This window comes from Streptomyces sp. NBC_01341, assembly GCF_035946055.1.
In the GTDB taxonomy this organism is placed as follows: Bacteria; Actinomycetota; Actinomycetes; order Streptomycetales; family Streptomycetaceae; genus Streptomyces.
The window spans coordinates 3,086,271-3,104,273 of the sequence record NZ_CP108364.1; the positions used below are offsets into that span (position 1 = coordinate 3,086,271).

Below are 18,003 nucleotides of genomic sequence, written 5' to 3' on the forward strand. Positions count from 1 at the left end.
ACAGTCCTGCGGGCGGGGTCCGGTCACCGGCCGGTCGGCACGCCGATCAGCCGCACGCACGGAGCGCGCCGTCAGGCCCCGTCAGCCCAGCGGGTCCGGCGCCGCCTCCACGCCGTACTGGGCCAGCTTCTCGCGGCCGCAGTCGGGGGCCGTCAGCACCAGCGGGCCCTGTTCGGTGAGCGCGATCGAGTGCTCCCAGTGCGAGGACCAGGTCCCGTCGGTCGTGAGGACCGTCCACTCGTCGGCGAGGACCTTCGTCTGCGGCGTCCCCAGGGACACCATGGGCTCGATGGCCAGGCAGACACCCGGGACGAGCTTGATGCCCTTGCCGCGCTTGCGCGACACGTAGTTCAGCAGGTGGGGGTCCATGTGCATCTCGGTGCCGATGCCGTGGCCGCCGTAGTCCTCGATGATCCCGTACTTGCCGGTCGCCGGGCGGGGCTGGCGCCGGATGTAGGACTCGATGGCCTTCGAGATGTCGACGAGCCGGTTGTTCACCTTCATCGCGGCGATCCCGGCCCACATGGACTCCTCGGTCACCCGCGACAGCTCGATCAGCTCCGGGGCGTGTCCGGTGCCCACGAAGGCGGTGTAGGCCGCGTCACCGTGCCAGCCGTCGATGATCGCGCCGGCGTCGATCGAGATGATGTCGCCGTCCTTGAGGACGGTCTTCTCGTCCGGGATGCCGTGCACGACGACCTCGTTGACCGAGGTGCAGATCGTCGCGGGGAATCCGCCGTACCCGAGGAAGTTCGACTTGGCGCCGTGATCGGCGATCACCTTGCGCGCGACCTCGTCGAGGTCCTTCGTGCTGGCACCGGGCACGGCCGCCTCACGGGTCGCGGCGTGAATGGCGGCGACCACGAGGCCCGCCTCGCGCATCTTCGCGATCTGCTCGGGGGTCTTGATCTGCACCATTGCTGGGCGCCTTTCTGCCTGCGGAGGGAACGGCCGATGCCGTACTCCACGATACGGCGCAAACAGTCGGCCGCGGCGCCCGAGGGGCGTCGCGGCCGACTGCACTGATGGAACGGGGGTGGAACTCAGCCCTCGGACTTCTCGAGGGCCTTCATGGCCCGGTCGGTCACCTCGGTGACCTTTCCGAGCGCCGAGATCGTCACGACCAGTCCCTGGGACCGGTAGTAGTCGATGATCGGCTCGGTCTGCGTGTGGTAGACCTCGAGACGCGTACGCACGGTCTCCTCGGTGTCGTCGTCACGCTGGTACAGCTCGCCGCCGCAGACGTCGCAGACGCCCTCGGTCTTCGGCGGGTTGTACGTGGCGTGGAAGACGTGAGCGCTGTCGTTGCGGCAGATGCGGCGGCCGGCGATGCGCTTGACCACCTCGTCCTCGGGGACCTCGAGGTCGAGAACCGCGTCCAGCTTGACGCCCTCGTCGTGAAGCATCTCGTCCAGCGCGACGGCCTGGCCCACATTGCGCGGGAAGCCGTCCAGCAGGAAGCCGTTCTCGGCGTCCGGCTGGGACATACGGTCCTTGGCCATGGCGATGGTGACTTCGTCCGGCACCAGCTGACCTGCGTCCATGAAGGCGCGGGCCTGCTTGCCAAGGTCGGTGCCCTGGCTGATGTTGGCGCGGAAGAGGTCGCCCGTGGAGATGTGCGGAATCGAGAGATTCCTGGCAAGGAACGCAGCCTGCGTTCCCTTGCCGGCACCGGGCGGCCCGACGAGGACGATTCGCATCAGCGGAGGAACCCTTCGTAATTGCGCTGCTGGAGCTGACTCTCGATCTGCTTCACGGTCTCCAGACCCACACCCACGATGATCAGGATGCTCGTCCCGCCGAACGGGAAGTTCTGGTTGGCACCGCCGAAGCCTGCCAACGCCATTGTCGGCACCAGAGCGATGAGGCCCAGGTACAGCGAGCCCGGCCAAGTGATCCGGTTGAGCACGTAGCTCAGATACTCGGCAGTAGGTCGACCTGCCCGGATACCCGGGATGAAGCCACCATACTTCTTCATGTTGTCCGCGACTTCCTCGGGGTTGAACGAGATCGCCACGTAGAAGAAGGCGAAGAACACGATCAGAAGGAAGTACGTCGCGATGTAGTACGGGTGGTCGCCCTTGACGAAGTGGTTCTGGATCCAGGTCGCCCAGCCCGCCGTGGAGTTGGAGAACTGAACGATTAGAGCAGGGATGTAGAGCAGCGAAGAAGCGAAGATGACGGGAATCACACCCGCCTGGTTCACCTTCAGCGGGATGTACGTGGACGTACCGCCGTACGACCTCCGCCCGATCATGCGCTTCGCGTACTGCACGGGGACCCGGCGCTGAGCCTGCTCGACGAAGACGACGAGCCCGACCATCACGAAGCCGATGAGGATGACCGTGATGAACTCGATCCAGCCGTCGGCCAGCTTGCCGCTCTGCTTGATGGCCCACAGGGCGCCGGGGAAGCTGGCGGCGATCGAGATGAACATGAGGATCGACATGCCGTTGCCGATGCCGCGGTCCGTGATGAGCTCACCGAGCCACATGACGGCGGCGGTTCCCGCGGTCATGGTGATCACCATGACGACGGTCGTGAAGATCGACTGGTTCGGGACGATCTGGTCGGCCACGGGGCAGCCGCTGAACAGCGCGCCGCTACGGGCGGTTGCCACCAGTCCGGTGCCCTGGAGGATCGCCAGCGCGACGGTGAGATAACGCGTGTACTGCGTGATCTTGGCCGTGCCCGACTGTCCCTCCTTCTTGAGGGCCTCGAGCCGGGGGATGACGACGGTCAGCAGCTGAAGAATGATGCTGGCCGTGATGTACGGCATGATTCCGAGCGCGAAGATCGTGATCTGCAGCAGTGCACCACCGCTGAACATGTTCACCAGGCCGAAGAGGCTGTTGTTGCCCTTGCTGGCCTGATCAACACAAATCTGGACGTTTTCGTAGCTCACGCCCGGTACGGGAATGTGCGCCCCGAGACGGTAGAGCACGATGATGCCGAGCGTGAAGAGCAGCTTCTTGCGCAGGTCGGGCGTCTTGAACGCCCGGGCGAACGCGGTGAGCACGGTGCCTCCTGCGACCCCCCGCGCAGAGCGTAGAGGTGACGGTCTTGAGGATCGACGAATAAGAAACAGTGAAAGAACCCCGGGCGTTCGCCCAGGACTTACCACAGCAGTGGACGCCACCTTACCGGCGGACATGCCCCCCTAGGAACGACCAACCGGGGATGCCCCATATGAGAGGCATCCCCGGTCGGATGTTCAGACCACCGTCTTGTCCGTGTTGTCTCAGACGAGTTCGGTGACGGTGCCGCCGGCGGCGGCGATCTTCTCCTTGGCGGAGCCGGAAACGGCGTCAACCGAAACCTGCAGCGCCACGGAGATCTCGCCCTGTCCGAGGACCTTGACGAGGTGGTTGTTACGCACGGCGCCCTTGGCGACCAGGTCGGCCACCGTGACCTCTCCACCCTCGGGGTAGAGCGTCGCGAGCTTGTCCAGGTTCACGACCTGGTACTCCGTGCGGAACGGGTTCTTGAAGCCCTTGAGCTTCGGGAGACGCATGTGGAGGGGCATCTGGCCACCCTCGAAGCGCTCCGGAACCTGGTAACGAGCCTTCGTACCCTTGGTACCACGGCCTGCGGTCTTACCCTTGGACGCCTCACCACGACCCACACGGGTCTTGGCGGTCTTGGCGCCCGGGGCAGGCCGGAGGTTGTGGGCCTTCAGCGGGCTGTTCTCCGCCATGTCAGTCAACCTCCTCAACCGTCACGAGGTGGCGGACGGTGTGAACCATTCCGCGGAACTCGGGGCGGTCCTCCTTGACGACTACGTCGTGCAGGCGCTTGAGCCCGAGCGAACGCAGCGTGTCGCGGTGGTTCTGCTTGCTGCCGATGTACGACTTCGTCTGCGTGATCTTGAGGCGAGCCATTACGCACCCGCTCCCGCACGCGCACGGAGCAGAGCCGCGGGGGCGACGTCCTCGAGGGGCAGACCGCGGCGGGCCGCGATCTCCTCGGGACGCTGCAGGCCCTGGAGGGCCGCCACGGTCGCGTGCACGATGTTGATCGGGTTCGAAGAACCGAGCGACTTCGACAGGATGTCGTGGACGCCGGCGCACTCGAGAACCGCGCGCACCGGGCCACCGGCGATCACACCGGTACCGGGGGAAGCAGGCTTGAGCAGGACGACGCCCGCAGCCTTCTCGCCCTGGATCGGGTGAGGGATGGTGCCCTGGATACGCGGGACCTTGAAGAAGCTCTTCTTGGCCTCTTCGACGCCCTTGGCGATGGCCGCGGGAACTTCCTTGGCCTTGCCGTATCCGACACCGACGGTGCCGTCACCATCGCCCACCACGACCAGCGCGGTGAAGCTGAAGCGACGACCACCCTTCACTACCTTGGCGACGCGGTTGATCGCGACGACACGCTCGACGTACGCGGTCTTCTCGGCGGCAGCGCCACCGTCACGGCCCTTCCGGTCCCGCCGCTCGCCGCCACCGGCACCGCTTCCGCGGCGCTGGGGTCCAGCCATTGGATTTACCTCTCTCTGTTACGTCCGCTGTGCGTAGGAACCGGGGCTTAGAACTTCAGCCCGGCTTCACGGGCGGCGTCAGCCAGAGCGGCAATCCGCCCGGCGTACTGGTTACCACCGCGGTCAAACACGACGGCCTCGACGCCTGCGGCCTTGGCGCGCTCGGCGACAAGTGCGCCGACCTGCTTGGCCAGGGTGCTCTTGTCACCCTCGCCGCCGCGGATGGAAGCGTCCAGGGTCGACGCCGACGCGAGCGTGTGGCCCGCGATGTCGTCGATGACCTGAGCCACCATGTGGCGGTTGGAACGCGTCACAACCAGGCGCGGCCGCTCCGGCGAACCGGAGATGTGCTTGCGCACGCGGATGTGGCGGCGCTTGAGGGCGGCACGCTTGTAGGCGTCGCCCTTGGCGATCTTTACACCGTATGCCATGGCTTACTTACCCGCCTTTCCGACCTTGCGGCGGATAACCTCGCCGGCGTACTTGACGCCCTTGGCCTTGTACGGGTCGGGCTTCCGCAGCTTGCGGATCTTCGCCGAGACCTCGCCGACCTTCTGCTTGTCGATGCCCTCGACACTGAACTTCGTGGGCGACTCGACCTTGAAGGTGATGCCCTCGGGGGCCTCGATGAGGATCGGGTGGCTGTAGCCCAGGGCGAACTCCAGGTTGGAGCCCTTCGCCTGGACGCGGTAACCGACACCGCTGATCTCGAGCGCCTTGCTGTATCCCGCGGTCACGCCGGTGATCATGTTCGCCACCAGCGTGCGGGACAGGCCGTGAAGGGCCTTGTTCTGACGCTCGTCGTTCGGGCGGACGACGTTGAGCACGCCGTCCTCACCCTTGGTGACCTCGATCGGCGCTGCGACGGTGTGCGAGAGGGAACCCTTGGGGCCCTTCACCGCGACCGTGCGGCCATCGATGGTGACGTCCACACCGGCGGGAACCTGGATGGGGAGCTTGCCGATTCGCGACATGAGCTGTTCCTCCGTTCCCGACTACCAGACGTAGGCGAGGACTTCCCCACCTACGCCCTTCTTGCTGGCCTGCTGGCCGGTCAGGAGACCGTGGGACGTGGAGATGATCGCCACGCCCAGGCCGCCCAGAACCTTCGGCAGATTGGTGGACTTTGCGTATACACGCAGACCCGGCTTCGAAATGCGCTTGATGCCGGCAATCGAACGCTCGCGGTTCGGCCCGAACTTCAGCTCGAGAACGAGGCTCTTGCCGACCTCGGCGTCCTCGACCTTCCAGCCGGTGATGAAGCCCTCCTGCTGGAGGATCTCCGCGATGTGCGACTTGATCTTGCTGTGCGGCATTGCGACATCGTCGTGATACGCCGAGTTCGCGTTACGCAGACGCGTGAGCATGTCTGCGATGGGATCAGTCATGGTCATGAGTTGGCCTTCGGCCTCTCTCGCCGGGGTTTCCTGTATGCGCCATCCCTCTCCCCACTCAGTGGCGGGACGGGTGCGGTGCGGGGACCTACGGCGTAGTAAGTCGGTCAGGGCGGCAGGCGCCCAACCCTTCAAGCCTACGGCATGAAAAGCGGGGCTCCTGCCGACCAGATACTTACCGAGAGCTTTCTGGTCCTCCAAGCCCCTGGGGGCGAAGGAGGGTTACCAGGAGCTCTTGGTCACGCCCGGCAGCTCGCCACGGTGAGCCATCTCACGAAGGCACACGCGGCACAGGCCGAACTTGCGGTAAACGGAGTGGGGCCGGCCGCAGCGCTGGCAGCGGGTGTACCCGCGCACGCCGAACTTCGGCTTACGGGCGGCCTTAGCGATCAGAGCCTTCTTCGCCACGGTCAGTTCTCCTTGAACGGGAAGCCGAGGTGACGAAGCAGGGCACGACCCTCGTCGTCGTTGGCAGCCGTGGTGACCACGGTGATGTCCATGCCCCGGACCCGGTCGATCTTGTCCTGGTCGATCTCGTGGAACATGACCTGCTCCGTGAGACCGAAGGTGTAGTTGCCACGGCCGTCGAACTGCTTCGGCGACAGGCCGCGGAAGTCACGGATACGCGGAAGCGCGAGCGACAGCGTACGGTCCAGGAACTCCCACATGCGGTCACCACGGAGGGTGACGTGGCAGCCGATCGGCTGCCCCTCGCGCAGCTTGAACTGCGCGATCGACTTGCGGGCCTTCGTGACAGCGGGCTTCTGGCCGGTGATCGTGGTGAGGTCCTTGACCGCACCGTCGATCAGCTTGGAGTCGCGGGCGGCGTCGCCCACACCCATGTTGACCACGATCTTGACCAGACCGGGGATCTGCATGACGTTCTCGTACGAGAACTCCTCACGCAGCTTGCCGGCGATTTCCTCGCGGTAGCGCGTCTTGAGACGCGGCGCAGTGGTGGTCGTCATCAGATGTCCTCACCGGTCCGCTTGGCAACGCGGATCTTCTTGCCCTCGTCGTCAAAGCGGTAGCCGACGCGGGTGACGACCTTGTTGCCGTCCTTCTCCACGACCAGCTGTACGTTGCTGACGTGAATCGGGGCCTCGGTGGTGACAATGCCACCGGTCTGCGAGCCGCGAGCCGTCTGACCGGCCTTGGTGTGCTTCTTGACCCGGTTGACACCCTCGACGAGGACGCGGTCCTGAGCGGGGAAGGCAACGATGACCTTGCCCTGCTTGCCCTTGTCCTTACCGGTGATGACCTGAACCAGGTCGCCCTTCTTGATCTTCATGCTTACAGCACCTCCGGCGCGAGCGAGATGATCTTCATGAACTTCTTCTCGCGCAGCTCTCGGCCCACCGGGCCGAAGATACGGGTGCCGCGGGGGTCGCCGTCGTTCTTGAGAATGACAGCGGCGTTCTCGTCGAAGCGGATGTACGAGCCATCCTGGCGACGGCGCTCCTTGACGGTGCGAACGATGACGGCCTTGACGACGTCACCCTTCTTCACGTTGCCACCGGGGATCGCGTCCTTGACGGTGGCGACGATGACGTCACCGATACCCGCGTAGCGGCGACCCGAGCCACCGAGAACACGGATGGTGAGAATTTCCTTCGCACCCGTGTTGTCGGCGACACGCAGTCGCGACTCCTGCTGGATCACGTCTATCTCCTGATCGTCTGCCGGTTCCCGGCGGGGGCCGCGGTGAAGCGGCCCCCGCCGAGCCTGGCGGAACTGTCCTGAGGGGAAACCCCCTCAGGGATTACTTGGCCTTCTCGAGGATCTCGACGATGCGCCACCGCTTCGTGGCGGACAGCGGACGCGTCTCCATGATGACAACGCGGTCGCCGACGCCGGCGGTGTTCTGCTCGTCGTGGGCCTTGAGCTTGTTGGTACGGCGGATGACCTTGCCGTACAGCGCGTGCTTGACGCGGTCCTCGACAGCGACGACGACGGTCTTGTCCATCTTGTCGCTGACGACCAGACCCTCACGGGTCTTGCGGAAACCGCGGTCGGTGTTCGTCTCAGTCACAGTCTTCTCGCTCATCAGACGCTCTCCACCGTCTCGATGCCCAGCTCGCGCTCGCGCATCAGGGTGTAGATCCGGGCGATGTCCTTACGGACGGACTTGAGCCGACCGTGGTTCTCGAGCTGTCCGGTCGCCGCCTGGAAGCGGAGGTTGAACAGCTCTTCCTTGGCCTCGCGGAGCTTGTTGAGGAGCTCCTCGCCGCCCAGCTCGCGCAGCTCGGACGCCTTGGTACCGGCCGACATCACGACTCACCTGCCTCGCGCCGAACGATCCGGCACTTCATCGGAAGCTTGTGAGCAGCGCGGGTGAGCGCCTCACGAGCAATCTTCTCGTTCGGGTAGGACAGCTCGAACATCACCCGACCGGGCTTGACGTTCGCGATCCACCACTCGGGAGAACCCTTACCGGAACCCATGCGGGTCTCGGCAGGCTTCTTCGTGAGGGGGCGGTCCGGGTAGATGTTGATCCAGACCTTGCCGCCACGCTTGATGTGGCGGGTCATCGCGATACGAGCTGCCTCGATCTGGCGGTTCGTCACGTACGCCGGGGTCAGCGCCTGGATGCCGTACTCGCCGAACGCAACCTGCGTGCCACCCTTGGACATACCGCTGCGCTTCGGGTGGTGCTGCTTGCGGTGCTTGACCCTACGGGGGATCAGCATTTCGGTCAGGCCTCCGTTCCGGTGCTCTCAGCCGGAGCAGCGGCGGCGGGAGCGTCGGCCTTGGGGGCCTCGGCTGCCGGCGCGGACTGCTGCGGCTTGCGGCCGCGGCCGCCACGCTCGCCACCACGGCCACCGCGGCCGGCCGGGCGGTCAGTGCCGCCACGAGCCGGACGGTTACCGGCGCGGGCCGCGGCGTTCTCGGCGCGAACCTCGGCGATGTTCTTGACGTCGCCCTTGTAGATCCAGACCTTCACACCGATGCGGCCGAAGGTCGTCTTGGCCTCGAAGAAGCCGTAGTCGACGTTCGCACGGAGCGTGTGCAGGGGCACGCGGCCCTCGCGGTAGAACTCCGAGCGGGACATCTCGGCGCCGCCGAGGCGGCCACCGCACTGGATCTTGATGCCCTTGGCGCCGGCCTTCATCGTGCTCTGCATGCTCTTGCGCATGGCACGACGGAAGGAGACGCGGGAGGAGAGCTGCTCGGCGACGGCCTGGGCCACCAGCTGAGCGTCCACCTCGGGGTTCTTGACCTCGAGGATGTTCAGCTGGACCTGCTTGCCGGTCAGCTTCTCCAGCTCGCCACGGATGCGGTCGGCCTCGGCGCCACGGCGGCCGATGACGATGCCCGGGCGGGCGGTGTGGATGTCAACGCGGACGCGGTCACGGGTGCGCTCGATCTCCACCTTGGAGATGCCGGCCCGCTCCATGCCCTTCGTCATCATGCGACGAATGGCGACGTCTTCCTTGACGTAGTCCTTGTACAGCTTGTCGGCGTACCAACGGGACTTGAAGTCCGTGGTAATGCCGAGTCGGAACCCATGCGGGTTAACCTTCTGGCCCATTACCGGGTTCCTTCCTTGCTGCTGACGACCACGGTGATGTGGCTGGTCCGCTTACGGATCCGGTAGGCACGGCCCTGAGCACGCGGACGGAACCGCTTCAGGGTCGGGCCCTCGTCCACGTACGCCTCGCTGATGACCAGCGAAGAGGCGTCAGGGTGGTCGTAGTTGTGTGCAGCGTTGGCGATGGCGCTGTCCAGCACCTTGCCAACCGGCACGCTCGCGGCCTGCGGGGCGAAACGCAGGACCGCCTGAGCCTCCGTGGCATCCATGCCACGGATGAGGTCCACCACGCGGCGGGCCTTCATGGGCGTGACGCGGATGTACCGCGCCTGGGCCCTGGCTTCCATGGTTGTCCCTTCGGTGTGAGTCATAGTCGTTTCCACCCCGCGTTAGCGGCGCTTCGACTTCCGGTCGTCCTTGACGTGGCCGCGGAAGGTGCGAGTCGGCGAGAACTCGCCGAGCTTGTGGCCGACCATCGACTCGGTGACGAACACCGGGACGTGGATCTTGCCGTTGTGCACCGCGATGGTGTGACCCAGCATGGCCGGGATGATCATCGAGCGACGGGACCAGGTCTTGATGACGTTCTTGGTGCCTGCCTCGTTCTGTACGTCCACCTTCTTGATGAGGTGGCCGTCGACGAAGGGCCCCTTCTTGAGACTGCGCGGCATCTAAACCCGCTCCTAGCGCTTCTTGTTCGTCTTGCGGCGGCGGACGATGTACTTGCTCGATGCCTTCTTCGGCGAGCGAGTACGACCCTCCTTCTGACCCCACGGCGAGACCGGGTGACGTCCACCGGAGGTCTTGCCTTCACCACCACCGTGCGGGTGGTCAACCGGGTTCATCGCGACACCGCGGACGGTCGGGCGAACGCCCTTCCAGCGCATACGGCCGGCCTTGCCCCAGTTGATGTTCGACTGCTCGGCGTTGCCGACCTCACCGATGGTGGCGCGGCAGCGGGCGTCGACCAGCCGGATCTCTCCGGAAGGCATACGAAGGTGGGCCATCGTGCCCTCCTTCGCCAGCAGCTGCACGGAAGCACCGGCGGAACGGGCGAACTTCGCGCCGCCGCCGGGCCGCAGCTCGATGGCGTGGATGGTCGTACCGACCGGGATGTTGCGCAGCGCCAGGTTGTTGCCCGGCTTGATGTCTGCGGTCGGACCGTTCTCGACGCGGTCACCCTGCGACAGACCACGGGGGGCGACGATGTAACGCTTCTCGCCGTCCGCGTAGTGCAGCAGCGCGATGCGCGCGGTGCGGTTCGGGTCGTACTCGATGTGCGCGACCTTGGCCGGCACGCCGTCCTTGTCGTGACGACGGAAGTCGATCACTCGGTAGGCGCGCTTGTGGCCACCGCCCTGGTGGCGAACGGTCACACGACCGGCGTTGTTACGGCCGCCCTTGCTGTGCAGGGGGCGGACCAGCGACTTCTCCGGCGTGGACCGCGTGATCTCGACAAAGTCGGCGACGCTGGAGCCACGACGGCCCGGGGTCGTCGGCTTGTACTTGCGGATACCCATTTCTCAGTCCTCGTCCGATTCCGGACGACTCGACCTCACTAGGAGGTCGGGCCGCCGAAGATGTCGATACGGTCGCCCTCGGCGAGGGTCACGATGGCGCGCTTGGTGTCAGCACGCTTGCCGAAGCCGGTCTTGGTCCGCTTGCGCTTGCCCTGCCGGTTGATCGTGTTGACCCCGGTGACCTTGACCGAGAAGACCGCTTCCACGGCCTGCTTGATCTGGGTCTTGTTGGAGCCGGGCGCGACGATGAAGGTGTACTTGTTCTCGTCGAGCAGCGCGTAGCTCTTCTCGGACACGACGGGCTTGACGAGAACGTCGCGCGGGTCCGAGTAGGTCTTGCTCGTGATGGTCGAGCTGGTAACGGTCGCCTCACTCATCAGGCGGCGCTCCCTTCGGTCTCAGCGGTCTGGGGGCCAGACACGAAGGACTCGAAAGCGGCCTGGGTGAAGACCACGTCGTCAGAGACGATCACGTCGTACGTGTTCAGCTGGCCCGGCTCCAGGATGTGCACCTGGGGCAGGTTGCGAGCGGACAGCCACGCGGCCTCGTCGGCGCGGTCGACGACCAGGAGCAGGTTGCTGCGCTCCGAGATCTTGCCGAACAGCGTCTTGGCGGCCTTCGTGGAAACTCCACCCTCGACCACGCCGGTGACGACGTGGATGCGGGAGTGACGCGCCCGGTCGGAGAGGGCACCGCGCAGGGCGGCGGCCTTCATCTTCTTCGGGGTGCGCTGCGAGTAGTCGCGCGGCTGCGGGCCGTGGACGACGCCACCGCCTGCGAACTGCGGCGCGCGGGTCGAACCCTGGCGGGCGCGGCCGGTGCCCTTCTGGCGGTACGGCTTGCGGCCACCACCACGGACTTCGCCGCGACGCTTGGTCTTGTGCGTGCCCTGACGGGCAGCTGCCAGCTGTGCGACAACGACCTGGTGGATCAGCGGAACGCTGGTCTTCGCGTCGAAGATCTCCGCGGGGAGCTCGACGGTACCGGCCTTGTCGCCTGCCGGCGAAAGGATGTCAATGGTGCTCATTACCTCAAGCCCCCTTGGCCGCGGTACGGACCAGGACGAGGCCGCCGTTCGGACCGGGGACTGCGCCCTTGATGAGGAGCAGACCCTTCTCCGCGTCAACCGCGTGGATGGTCAGGTTCTGGGTGGTGACGCGCTCGTTACCCATACGACCGGCCATGCGCATGCCCTTGAAGACACGCCCAGGGGTGGCGCAGCCACCGATCGAACCGGGGGAACGGTGCTTGCGCTGGACGCCGTGGCCGGCGCCGAGGCCCTTGAAGTTGTGACGCTTCATGACACCGGCGAAGCCCTTGCCCTTGCTCTTGCCCGTGACGTCAACCTTGACGCCGGACTCGAACACCTCGGCAGTGACCTCCTGGCCCAGCGTGTACTCGCTGGCGTCAGGGGTGCGGAGCTCCACCAGGTGGCGGCGCGGGGTCACGTCGGCCTTGGCGAAGTGGCCCTTGAGGGGCTTGTTCACCTTGCGCGGGTCGATCTCGCCGAAGGCGATCTGGACCGACTCGTAGCCGTCGCTGTCGTTCGTGCGGACCTGCGTCACGACGCACGGACCGGCCTTGACGACGGTCACCGGGACAACCCGGTTGTTCTCGTCCCAGACCTGGGTCATGCCGAGCTTCTCGCCCAGGACGCCCTTGATGTTCTTGCTCATCTCGGCCCGTCCCCTCAGAGCTTGATCTCGATGTCGACGCCAGCCGGCAGGTCGAGGCGCATCAGCGAGTCAACCGTCTTCGGCGTGGGGTCGAGAATGTCGATGAGGCGCTTGTGCGTGCGCATCTCGAAGTGCTCGCGAGAGTCCTTGTACTTGTGCGGCGACTTGATGACGCAGTACACGTTCTTCTCAGTGGGCAGCGGCACCGGGCCTGCGACCGACGCACCAGTGCGGGTCACCGTCTCGACGATCTTCTTCGCCGAGGAGTCGATGACCTCGTGGTCGTAGGCCTTGAGCCGGATGCGGATCTTCTGTCCCGCCATGGCTACTAGTAGTCCTGTCTCTCAATAACGCTCTGGGACCCGGTAGTTCTCTTAACTCCGCCTCCGACCCACGCGGTCGGGCGTGTCGCATCCCCTCTACGAAGATCTCCCGAAGGATTTCCCAACCAAGGGGGTGCGGGCCGAAACCGCGCTGCCGGGGGCGAAACCCCACCGGGTGCCTGGTCGGCGCCCCACTGACACTTCCCGAAAGATTCCCGTACGTCCGACCCTGGGGGTCGACGAGTACTGTGGGACTCGCTTCCGGTCCTCCCGGCGGGAGGCGTGCAGCATTGACACTCAACCGAGCAACCTGGCTAGTGTGCCATACGGCCCGTGGGCCTGGCCAATCGGGTCCAGGATCTTACCCCCTGCGAGGGACCGGTCAAACGCGGACACCCATCGGTGAGCTGCGGAACCACCGTTCGGGACGTCCGGCCGTCCGTTCGAGGGATCACCTCTTCCGGCAACTGTCCCCTCCTTCGGCAGGGCGAGAGGGACGGCGGGCCATAGCTTCCGATCATGGTCAACTCATCGCACGAGGCGATGCATCGGATCTTCCAGGAAGATCCGGGCATCTTCACCAGGACGTTCAGGACCCTGGGCATCCCCTTTCCCGACACCGTCGACGTTTCGGTCCTCACGACGGACCTCACCGAGACCCAGCCTCTGGAACGCCGTCTCGACACCCTGCTGCGGGTGGAGACCGCCGATGGCAGGCCGTACCTGCTGGCCGTCGAGTCCCAGGGGAAGAAGGACCCGTCCAAGCCGAGCAGCTGGACCTACTGTCTCGCCCATCTCAACGCCAAGTACGGCATCGCTCCCGTGCTGCTCGTCGTCTGCCAGGACGAGGCCACGGCCCTGTGGGCGGCGCGGCCGATCCGCATCGGCCCGCCGGAATGGGCCTCGCTCACGGTCCGGCCGCTGGTGCTGGGTCCGCACAATGTGCCCGCCGTGACCGATCCCTCGGTGGCAGCTCGCGATGTCCCGCTCGCCACGTTCTCGGCGATTACACATGGTAAGGACCCGAATGCGCCTGCCATACTCGAAGCGCTGGCCACCGCGTTGAAGACCCTCGACGAAGAGACAGCGGTCATCTTCGGCGAGCTCACCGAACTCGGGCTGGGCACGTCCCCAGCCGCTCAGATCTGGAGGGACCTCATGGCCGTGGACCTGTCTTTCTTCCGCTCGGAATCCTCACAGCGCCTGCGTGCCGAAGGCAAGGCCGAGGGCAAGGCCGAGGGCAAGGCCGAGGCCGTGGTGCAGGTGCTGGAGCAGCGCGGGATCACCGTGAGCGGTGAGATCAGCGCCCGCATCAGGGAATGCACCGATCCCGGGGCGCTCGACCGCTATCTGACCCTGGCCCTCAGCGCTTCCTCTGCGACGGACCTGTTCCAGCAGACCTGAGACACCTACGCGTCGGCGCGGGCCCGGCTGCTTGAATCCGGGCCATGTCGACAAGCGCCGTCCGGAGCTGGGGCCTGCGCCTCGCCGCCTCCTGTGGCCTGTACGCCCGCCACGGATTCACCGTGGAGGGCGAGGACCCGGTCGACGTATATATGGTCCGCCCGCCACGGGCGTGATCCGGTGGTCCCGAGCCTCCGGGGGTCAGCCGGCCGCTGCGAACGCCACGAATCGGCTCCACGCCCGCGCGCCGATGCCGATCACGGGGCCCGGCGCACCCTTGGAGTCGCGCACGCTCACCGCGCCCGAGACCCTGGCCACCTCGACACAGTCGTTGTTGTTACTGCCGCTGTAGCTGCTCTTGAACCACTCCGGCCCGGAGGCGTTTCCGGAGGACCTGAGGCTCATGTCTCACCCAGCGCTTTCTCGACGAAGGCCAGAGACTCCCGGGGACTGAGAGCCTGCGCTCGGATGATTCCATACCTGAGTTCGAGGACGTGAACCTCTTTCGGGTCGGACACCGTGCGCGTGATGAGCTGCGCTTCGGAGAAGCCGATCGCCGACCCGTCCCGCAGCTTCAGCACCTGCACCTCGCCGCCCATCCCCGCATGGTCCTCCCGGTCCGTCGGCATCACCTGGAACTCGACGTGCCTCAACTGCGCTATTTCCAGGAGGCGTTCGAGCTGTCGGCGCAACACTGCCCGCCCGCCGAGCGGGCGCCGCAGCGTGACCTCCTCCTGGACGAAGGTCAGCGTCACCAGGGGCGTACGCGTGAAGATCTCCTGGCGCGCCATCCGGGCGGAGACGAAGCGGTCCAGGTCGTCGGGCGAGAGGGCAGGCCGTCTCATCTCGAACAGCGCTCGGGCGTACTCCTCCGTCTGGAGCAGGCCGTGCACGTTGTGGTTGCCGTAGGCGCCGAGCTCCACCGCCTCCCGCTCGACCCGGGCCAGGTCACGCACCTTCCTGGGGTACCGGGCCTCGGCGACGTCGCCCCGCATCGCCGCGATCTTCCCTGCCGCGCCCAGGATCCTGTCGGCGCTGTCGAGGAACTCCGGTTTCGGGGCCCGTCGGCCGCGCTCGACGCAGGACACCATCTCCTCGCTGTACCCGATGGCGGCGCCCAGTTCCGACTGCCGCAGACCGGCCGCCTCCCGCCACAGCTTGATCTGTCGGCCGACGGTCTTCATCACCGCGCCGGAGTCGTCCTCCAGGCCGCTGTCCCAGCGGGAACCGTGCGCGCTGTCCGCGTCAGCCCCGGTGCGCGCCGGTCCCCCTGTGTCCCCGTCCATGCCCGCCCGTCTCTTTCGTGCCCTCGTACCCAACGGTGGCCGCCACCACTACGGCGCGGCACCCAGGCCGGACAGCACCGCACAGCACCGGGTCGCGGCCGGACAAGCGCTCGCCGCACGGCCGCCATCCCTTCCGAGAGTAGCCACGAACCGACCACGCTGAGTGACATGAGTCGAGAAACCACCCGAACCGTGCGTTCCGCTCCCGTCCACGCCTTCACCGTGCTGCTCTCGCCCACCCGGCGGGGTGCCCGGCTCGCACGCCTGCTGGCCGTGGCCCACCTGGGCGCCTGGGGACTTCCCGTGGAGTCGGCCGCGCAGATCGTCGCGGAGTTGGCGTCCAACGCCGTGCTGCACGGTCGCGCGCAGGGCCGGGACTTCCGGCTGGGCCTCACGGTCCTGCTCGACGGGCGGCTACGGATCGAGGTCGGCGACGCCCGCGGCGAGGCCCTGCCACGGACCACGGCCCCCGCACGAGATGCCGGAACAGGGCGTGGCCTGCTGATCGTGGAGGCGCTGGCCGACCGCTGGGGCGTGACGACCGGACCCGTGCCGCGCAAGACGGTCTGGGCCGAACTCGACCTCGCACCGTGACCGTGCGCACCGGGTCGCGGTGGACCACAACCCGGTGGACCGCGTCCCGGCGGCGCACGACGCCTAAGGCTTTTGAGGACTTGGGGAAACAACCCACCCCAACCGGACCCGCCCCTGCTCGCGCCTGGTCACTCGCGCGGGTGACATATGGCAACTGGGCTGGATTTGCCATGGGTTGGCTGTCATATGCTCGCCGCGACAACCGCAGACATGCGACGGCCCCCGCCGGGACTGGCATCCCGGGCGAGGGCCTGACCACGAGGAAGAAGCACCTTCCCGATGGATACCCAGCAGGTTAGCGCGCCCCTGTGCGCCCCGTCCCCCGTCTCCGGGGGCCTCACGCCGTCCGTCGGCGTCATCCACGTCAACGTGCGCCACACCACGGCCTTCACCGTGATCGGCAATCACCTCAGCCAGCATCGCGCGCTGTCGCTGCTCGCGATCGGGCTCGCGGTGCACATCCAGTCGCTGCCCGCCGGAGCGAGGATCGGCATCAAGCGTCTCGCCGAGCGGTTCCCCGAGAGCGAGGTCCGCATCGCCGCCGCCCTGCGCGAACTGGAAGCCACCGGCTACCTGCGACGAAGCCGCGAACGCATGCCGAGCGGCCGGATCGTCACGCGCACCGTGTCCTATAACCAGCCGGGAGCCACCACCCCTGCCCTCGCGCACGCGCGCCCCGCAGCAGGGAGGCGCAGCACTCCGTCGGCACCTGTCCCCCCAGGGGCGCCCCGCACCGGGAGACACCGCGCGCCGACGCAGCGGGCCGAGCCCCTGCCCGCGCCTCCGTCCACCCCCGCGCCTGAGGGAAGCGGGCGGCGCAGCGGACCGACGGCACCGGTCGAAAGCGTGCCGGTTCTCCTGGCGGACACCCTCGCTCCGGCCGCCCCGATGCCCGCGCCACCCGAGCCCGGCCAGGTCGAGGCACCATCGATCGCACCCGTGCCCGTACCGGCGCCCACCGCACGGCCGGTGTCGTCTCCCCCGATGCCCCGTCCCCAGACGGCCTGCGCCGAGCTCAACCGCGCGGCGACCGCGATCCTGGCGGACCTGCGCCGCCTGTCACCGCAGCTCACACTGTCGGAGGGAGACATCGGAATGCTCGCCCCGGGTGTCACCGCGTGGCTGGAGCGCGACGTCCATGCCGACACGATCCGGCACGCGCTCACCGCGGATCTGCCCGTGCCGCTGAAGCACCCGGCCAAGCTCCTGCGGCACCGGATCACCGCCCTGCTGCCGCCTCCGCTGCCGGGTGTTCGGGAACTCGCCCCCGTACGCCCCGGCACGATCGTGATCCCACTCCAGAACTGCGACCGCTGCGACCGCGCCTTCCGCTCACGTCACCCCGGCCACTGCCGCGACTGCGGATCCGGGACGGGCACGGCGGCCTGAACACGGCTCCGGCCGCCTCGGTCAGGTGCGGCTGAGCGCGGGACAGCCCTCCTCCTGGTCCGGCCACGTCCTCCGCTCGTACGGGTCCACCAGCTCGCCGGCGGTGTGCGGCGCCGAAGGGTCGCTGTCGAAGCGGGGGTGCAGCAGACCGTCGTACACCTCGCACGCGGTGTTGCCGAAGCGGGAGTCGAAGCGCAGGAGCGCGAGCTTGCCGGTTGTCACGCGGTAGCGCGCGGGGTCGTACAGCACCGTCGTCAGCCGCCGCCGTACGATCGTGCGCGCCACCTCGTCCCCGCCCGGCTTCACCACCGGGTAGACGAAGGTGTAGTCGGCGTGCACCTCCACGGAGCCCGGCCGTCCCCCCTCGAAGGTCATGTGCCCCCGCACCTTGGCGACGTTCCC

Annotated in this window: 30 protein-coding genes; 3 read left to right on the forward strand and 27 right to left on the reverse strand. The window is 66.9% G+C overall.

Features of this window, described 5'->3' with window-relative positions; all coding sequences use genetic code 11:
- Positions 1-81: 81 nt before the first annotated feature.
- The 24 genes from map to rpsJ form a co-directional block, all read right to left on the reverse strand.
- A complete protein-coding gene (map, locus tag OG206_RS13310) occupies positions 82-918 on the reverse strand; it encodes a type I methionyl aminopeptidase (RefSeq protein ID WP_327115654.1) in 837 nt (278 codons plus the stop codon).
- 125 nt (positions 919-1,043) lie between these two features.
- On the reverse strand, positions 1,044-1,700 hold the full coding sequence (locus tag OG206_RS13315) for an adenylate kinase (protein ID WP_327115656.1): 657 nt from the start codon (positions 1,698-1,700) through the stop codon (positions 1,044-1,046).
- Positions 1,700-3,019, reverse strand: coding sequence for a preprotein translocase subunit SecY (gene secY / locus OG206_RS13320; RefSeq protein ID WP_327115658.1), 1,320 nt, complete (start codon positions 3,017-3,019; stop codon positions 1,700-1,702). Before secY ends, OG206_RS13315 begins: the two co-directional genes overlap by 1 nt.
- Before the next feature lie 222 nt (positions 3,020-3,241).
- The gene (rplO, locus tag OG206_RS13325) at positions 3,242-3,697 is read right to left on the reverse strand and encodes a 50S ribosomal protein L15 (RefSeq protein WP_014047794.1); all 456 of its coding nucleotides are present in this window, start codon (positions 3,695-3,697) and stop codon (positions 3,242-3,244) included.
- Between the two features lies 1 nt (position 3,698).
- Positions 3,699-3,881 carry a 50S ribosomal protein L30 gene (gene rpmD / locus OG206_RS13330; protein ID WP_018550611.1) on the reverse strand — a complete coding sequence of 61 codons (183 nt, stop codon included), beginning with the start codon at positions 3,879-3,881 and terminating at the stop codon, positions 3,699-3,701.
- Positions 3,881-4,483 carry a 30S ribosomal protein S5 gene (gene rpsE, locus OG206_RS13335; RefSeq protein ID WP_014047793.1) on the reverse strand — a complete coding sequence of 201 codons (603 nt, stop codon included), beginning with the start codon at positions 4,481-4,483 and terminating at the stop codon, positions 3,881-3,883. Before rpsE ends, rpmD begins: the two co-directional genes overlap by 1 nt.
- 47 nt (positions 4,484-4,530) lie before the next feature.
- On the reverse strand, positions 4,531-4,914 hold the full coding sequence (gene rplR, locus OG206_RS13340) for a 50S ribosomal protein L18 (RefSeq protein ID WP_069171153.1): 384 nt from the start codon (positions 4,912-4,914) through the stop codon (positions 4,531-4,533).
- 3 nt (positions 4,915-4,917) lie between these two features.
- Positions 4,918-5,457 carry a 50S ribosomal protein L6 gene (gene rplF, locus OG206_RS13345; protein WP_147959075.1) on the reverse strand — a complete coding sequence of 180 codons (540 nt, stop codon included), beginning with the start codon at positions 5,455-5,457 and terminating at the stop codon, positions 4,918-4,920.
- Positions 5,458-5,478: 21 nt separating this feature from the next.
- The gene (gene rpsH / locus OG206_RS13350) at positions 5,479-5,877 is read right to left on the reverse strand and encodes a 30S ribosomal protein S8 (protein ID WP_014154584.1); all 399 of its coding nucleotides are present in this window, start codon (positions 5,875-5,877) and stop codon (positions 5,479-5,481) included.
- A 222-nt stretch (positions 5,878-6,099) separates the two neighbouring features.
- Entirely contained in the window at positions 6,100-6,285 is a 186-nt protein-coding gene (locus tag OG206_RS13355; RefSeq protein ID WP_003948630.1) for a type Z 30S ribosomal protein S14, read from the reverse strand.
- A gap of 2 nt (positions 6,286-6,287) precedes the next feature.
- Complete coding sequence (rplE, locus tag OG206_RS13360; RefSeq protein ID WP_014154585.1) at positions 6,288-6,845, reverse strand: 50S ribosomal protein L5; 558 nt, start codon at positions 6,843-6,845, stop codon at positions 6,288-6,290.
- A complete protein-coding gene (rplX, locus tag OG206_RS13365; RefSeq protein WP_014047788.1) occupies positions 6,845-7,168 on the reverse strand; it encodes a 50S ribosomal protein L24 in 324 nt (107 codons plus the stop codon). Before rplX ends, rplE begins: the two co-directional genes overlap by 1 nt.
- Positions 7,169-7,170: 2 nt before the next feature.
- Positions 7,171-7,539: a 50S ribosomal protein L14 gene (gene rplN, locus OG206_RS13370; protein WP_003966950.1), complete on the reverse strand. Its 369-nt coding sequence runs from the start codon at positions 7,537-7,539 to the stop codon at positions 7,171-7,173.
- 100 nt (positions 7,540-7,639) lie between these two features.
- A complete protein-coding gene (rpsQ, locus tag OG206_RS13375) occupies positions 7,640-7,924 on the reverse strand; it encodes a 30S ribosomal protein S17 (protein WP_327115665.1) in 285 nt (94 codons plus the stop codon).
- Positions 7,924-8,148, reverse strand: a complete 225-nt coding sequence (gene rpmC / locus OG206_RS13380) for a 50S ribosomal protein L29 (RefSeq protein ID WP_033297602.1) — start codon at positions 8,146-8,148, stop codon at positions 7,924-7,926. The genes rpsQ and rpmC overlap by 1 nt, the downstream gene beginning before the upstream one ends.
- Complete coding sequence (gene rplP, locus OG206_RS13385; protein ID WP_014047785.1) at positions 8,148-8,567, reverse strand: 50S ribosomal protein L16; 420 nt, start codon at positions 8,565-8,567, stop codon at positions 8,148-8,150. The genes rpmC and rplP overlap by 1 nt, the downstream gene beginning before the upstream one ends.
- 5 nt (positions 8,568-8,572) lie before the next feature.
- A complete protein-coding gene (gene rpsC, locus OG206_RS13390; protein ID WP_327115670.1) occupies positions 8,573-9,409 on the reverse strand; it encodes a 30S ribosomal protein S3 in 837 nt (278 codons plus the stop codon).
- Complete coding sequence (rplV, locus tag OG206_RS13395) at positions 9,409-9,756, reverse strand: 50S ribosomal protein L22 (protein WP_026290933.1); 348 nt, start codon at positions 9,754-9,756, stop codon at positions 9,409-9,411. The genes rpsC and rplV overlap by 1 nt, the downstream gene beginning before the upstream one ends.
- A 42-nt stretch (positions 9,757-9,798) precedes the next feature.
- Positions 9,799-10,080, reverse strand: coding sequence for a 30S ribosomal protein S19 (gene rpsS, locus OG206_RS13400; protein WP_023539342.1), 282 nt, complete (start codon positions 10,078-10,080; stop codon positions 9,799-9,801).
- Between the two features lie 12 nt (positions 10,081-10,092).
- The gene (gene rplB, locus OG206_RS13405) at positions 10,093-10,929 is read right to left on the reverse strand and encodes a 50S ribosomal protein L2 (protein WP_056796589.1); all 837 of its coding nucleotides are present in this window, start codon (positions 10,927-10,929) and stop codon (positions 10,093-10,095) included.
- Positions 10,930-10,967: 38 nt separating this feature from the next.
- Positions 10,968-11,306: a 50S ribosomal protein L23 gene (rplW, locus tag OG206_RS13410; RefSeq protein WP_031096361.1), complete on the reverse strand. Its 339-nt coding sequence runs from the start codon at positions 11,304-11,306 to the stop codon at positions 10,968-10,970.
- Entirely contained in the window at positions 11,306-11,956 is a 651-nt protein-coding gene (rplD, locus tag OG206_RS13415) for a 50S ribosomal protein L4 (protein WP_327115676.1), read from the reverse strand. The genes rplW and rplD overlap by 1 nt, the downstream gene beginning before the upstream one ends.
- Positions 11,957-11,960: 4 nt before the next feature.
- Positions 11,961-12,605 carry a 50S ribosomal protein L3 gene (rplC, locus tag OG206_RS13420; protein ID WP_014154591.1) on the reverse strand — a complete coding sequence of 215 codons (645 nt, stop codon included), beginning with the start codon at positions 12,603-12,605 and terminating at the stop codon, positions 11,961-11,963.
- Between the two features lie 14 nt (positions 12,606-12,619).
- The gene (rpsJ, locus tag OG206_RS13425) at positions 12,620-12,928 is read right to left on the reverse strand and encodes a 30S ribosomal protein S10 (RefSeq protein ID WP_003948644.1); all 309 of its coding nucleotides are present in this window, start codon (positions 12,926-12,928) and stop codon (positions 12,620-12,622) included.
- Between the two features lie 519 nt (positions 12,929-13,447).
- Here rpsJ and OG206_RS13430 point away from each other — a divergent pair.
- Complete coding sequence (locus OG206_RS13430; protein ID WP_327115678.1) at positions 13,448-14,332, forward strand: hypothetical protein; 885 nt, start codon at positions 13,448-13,450, stop codon at positions 14,330-14,332.
- A 201-nt stretch (positions 14,333-14,533) separates the two neighbouring features.
- On the opposite strand, the gene OG206_RS13435 is transcribed toward OG206_RS13430, so the two are convergent.
- Both OG206_RS13435 and OG206_RS13440 read right to left on the reverse strand, forming a co-directional pair.
- Positions 14,534-14,737: a DUF397 domain-containing protein gene (locus OG206_RS13435; protein ID WP_327115680.1), complete on the reverse strand. Its 204-nt coding sequence runs from the start codon at positions 14,735-14,737 to the stop codon at positions 14,534-14,536.
- Positions 14,734-15,618: a helix-turn-helix domain-containing protein gene (locus OG206_RS13440; RefSeq protein WP_442805842.1), complete on the reverse strand. Its 885-nt coding sequence runs from the start codon at positions 15,616-15,618 to the stop codon at positions 14,734-14,736. Before OG206_RS13440 ends, OG206_RS13435 begins: the two co-directional genes overlap by 4 nt.
- Before the next feature lie 168 nt (positions 15,619-15,786).
- Between OG206_RS13440 and OG206_RS13445 the strand changes: the two genes are divergently transcribed.
- Together OG206_RS13445 and OG206_RS13450 are read left to right on the forward strand one after the other, a co-directional pair.
- Complete coding sequence (locus OG206_RS13445; protein WP_327115682.1) at positions 15,787-16,212, forward strand: ATP-binding protein; 426 nt, start codon at positions 15,787-15,789, stop codon at positions 16,210-16,212.
- A 279-nt stretch (positions 16,213-16,491) separates the two neighbouring features.
- A complete protein-coding gene (locus OG206_RS13450) occupies positions 16,492-17,601 on the forward strand; it encodes a helix-turn-helix domain-containing protein (protein ID WP_327115684.1) in 1,110 nt (369 codons plus the stop codon).
- Between the two features lie 21 nt (positions 17,602-17,622).
- Here OG206_RS13450 and OG206_RS13455 read toward each other — a convergent pair whose 3' ends face one another.
- A complete protein-coding gene (locus OG206_RS13455) occupies positions 17,623-17,976 on the reverse strand; it encodes a hypothetical protein (RefSeq protein WP_327115686.1) in 354 nt (117 codons plus the stop codon).
- Positions 17,977-18,003: the final 27 nt, after the last annotated feature.

Coding starts and splice junctions, on each gene's coding strand:
- rplF (WP_147959075.1), bottom strand. CDS start 5,457: ATGTCGCGAATCGGCAAGCTCCCCATCCAGGTTCCCGCCGGTGTGGAC.
- OG206_RS13440 (WP_442805842.1), bottom strand. CDS start 15,618: ATGGACGGGGACACAGGGGGACCGGCGCGCACCGGGGCTGACGCGGAC.
- rplC (WP_014154591.1), bottom strand. CDS start 12,605: ATGAGCAAGAACATCAAGGGCGTCCTGGGCGAGAAGCTCGGCATGACC.
- rpsH (WP_014154584.1), bottom strand. CDS start 5,877: ATGACCATGACTGATCCCATCGCAGACATGCTCACGCGTCTGCGTAAC.
- rplD (WP_327115676.1), bottom strand. CDS start 11,956: ATGAGCACCATTGACATCCTTTCGCCGGCAGGCGACAAGGCCGGTACC.
- rplX (WP_014047788.1), bottom strand. CDS start 7,168: ATGAAGATCAAGAAGGGCGACCTGGTTCAGGTCATCACCGGTAAGGAC.
- rplP (WP_014047785.1), bottom strand. CDS start 8,567: ATGCTGATCCCCCGTAGGGTCAAGCACCGCAAGCAGCACCACCCGAAG.
- rpsJ (WP_003948644.1), bottom strand. CDS start 12,928: ATGGCGGGACAGAAGATCCGCATCCGGCTCAAGGCCTACGACCACGAG.
- OG206_RS13435 (WP_327115680.1), bottom strand. CDS start 14,737: ATGAGCCTCAGGTCCTCCGGAAACGCCTCCGGGCCGGAGTGGTTCAAG.
- rplB (WP_056796589.1), bottom strand. CDS start 10,929: ATGGGTATCCGCAAGTACAAGCCGACGACCCCGGGCCGTCGTGGCTCC.
- OG206_RS13445 (WP_327115682.1), top strand. CDS start 15,787: ATGAGTCGAGAAACCACCCGAACCGTGCGTTCCGCTCCCGTCCACGCC.
- rplO (WP_014047794.1), bottom strand. CDS start 3,697: ATGGCGGAGAACAGCCCGCTGAAGGCCCACAACCTCCGGCCTGCCCCG.
- OG206_RS13455 (WP_327115686.1), bottom strand. CDS start 17,976: ATGACCTTCGAGGGGGGACGGCCGGGCTCCGTGGAGGTGCACGCCGAC.
- rpsS (WP_023539342.1), bottom strand. CDS start 10,080: ATGCCGCGCAGTCTCAAGAAGGGGCCCTTCGTCGACGGCCACCTCATC.
- rpsQ (WP_327115665.1), bottom strand. CDS start 7,924: ATGAGCGAGAAGACTGTGACTGAGACGAACACCGACCGCGGTTTCCGC.
- rplW (WP_031096361.1), bottom strand. CDS start 11,306: ATGAGTGAGGCGACCGTTACCAGCTCGACCATCACGAGCAAGACCTAC.
- rpmC (WP_033297602.1), bottom strand. CDS start 8,148: ATGTCGGCCGGTACCAAGGCGTCCGAGCTGCGCGAGCTGGGCGGCGAG.
- rpsC (WP_327115670.1), bottom strand. CDS start 9,409: ATGGGCCAGAAGGTTAACCCGCATGGGTTCCGACTCGGCATTACCACG.
- rplV (WP_026290933.1), bottom strand. CDS start 9,756: ATGGAAGCCAGGGCCCAGGCGCGGTACATCCGCGTCACGCCCATGAAG.
- OG206_RS13450 (WP_327115684.1), top strand. CDS start 16,492: ATGGATACCCAGCAGGTTAGCGCGCCCCTGTGCGCCCCGTCCCCCGTC.
- map (WP_327115654.1), bottom strand. CDS start 918: ATGGTGCAGATCAAGACCCCCGAGCAGATCGCGAAGATGCGCGAGGCG.
- OG206_RS13430 (WP_327115678.1), top strand. CDS start 13,448: ATGGTCAACTCATCGCACGAGGCGATGCATCGGATCTTCCAGGAAGAT.
- rplR (WP_069171153.1), bottom strand. CDS start 4,914: ATGGCATACGGTGTAAAGATCGCCAAGGGCGACGCCTACAAGCGTGCC.
- rpsE (WP_014047793.1), bottom strand. CDS start 4,483: ATGGCTGGACCCCAGCGCCGCGGAAGCGGTGCCGGTGGCGGCGAGCGG.
- rpmD (WP_018550611.1), bottom strand. CDS start 3,881: ATGGCTCGCCTCAAGATCACGCAGACGAAGTCGTACATCGGCAGCAAG.
- OG206_RS13315 (WP_327115656.1), bottom strand. CDS start 1,700: ATGCGAATCGTCCTCGTCGGGCCGCCCGGTGCCGGCAAGGGAACGCAG.
- rplE (WP_014154585.1), bottom strand. CDS start 6,845: ATGACGACCACCACTGCGCCGCGTCTCAAGACGCGCTACCGCGAGGAA.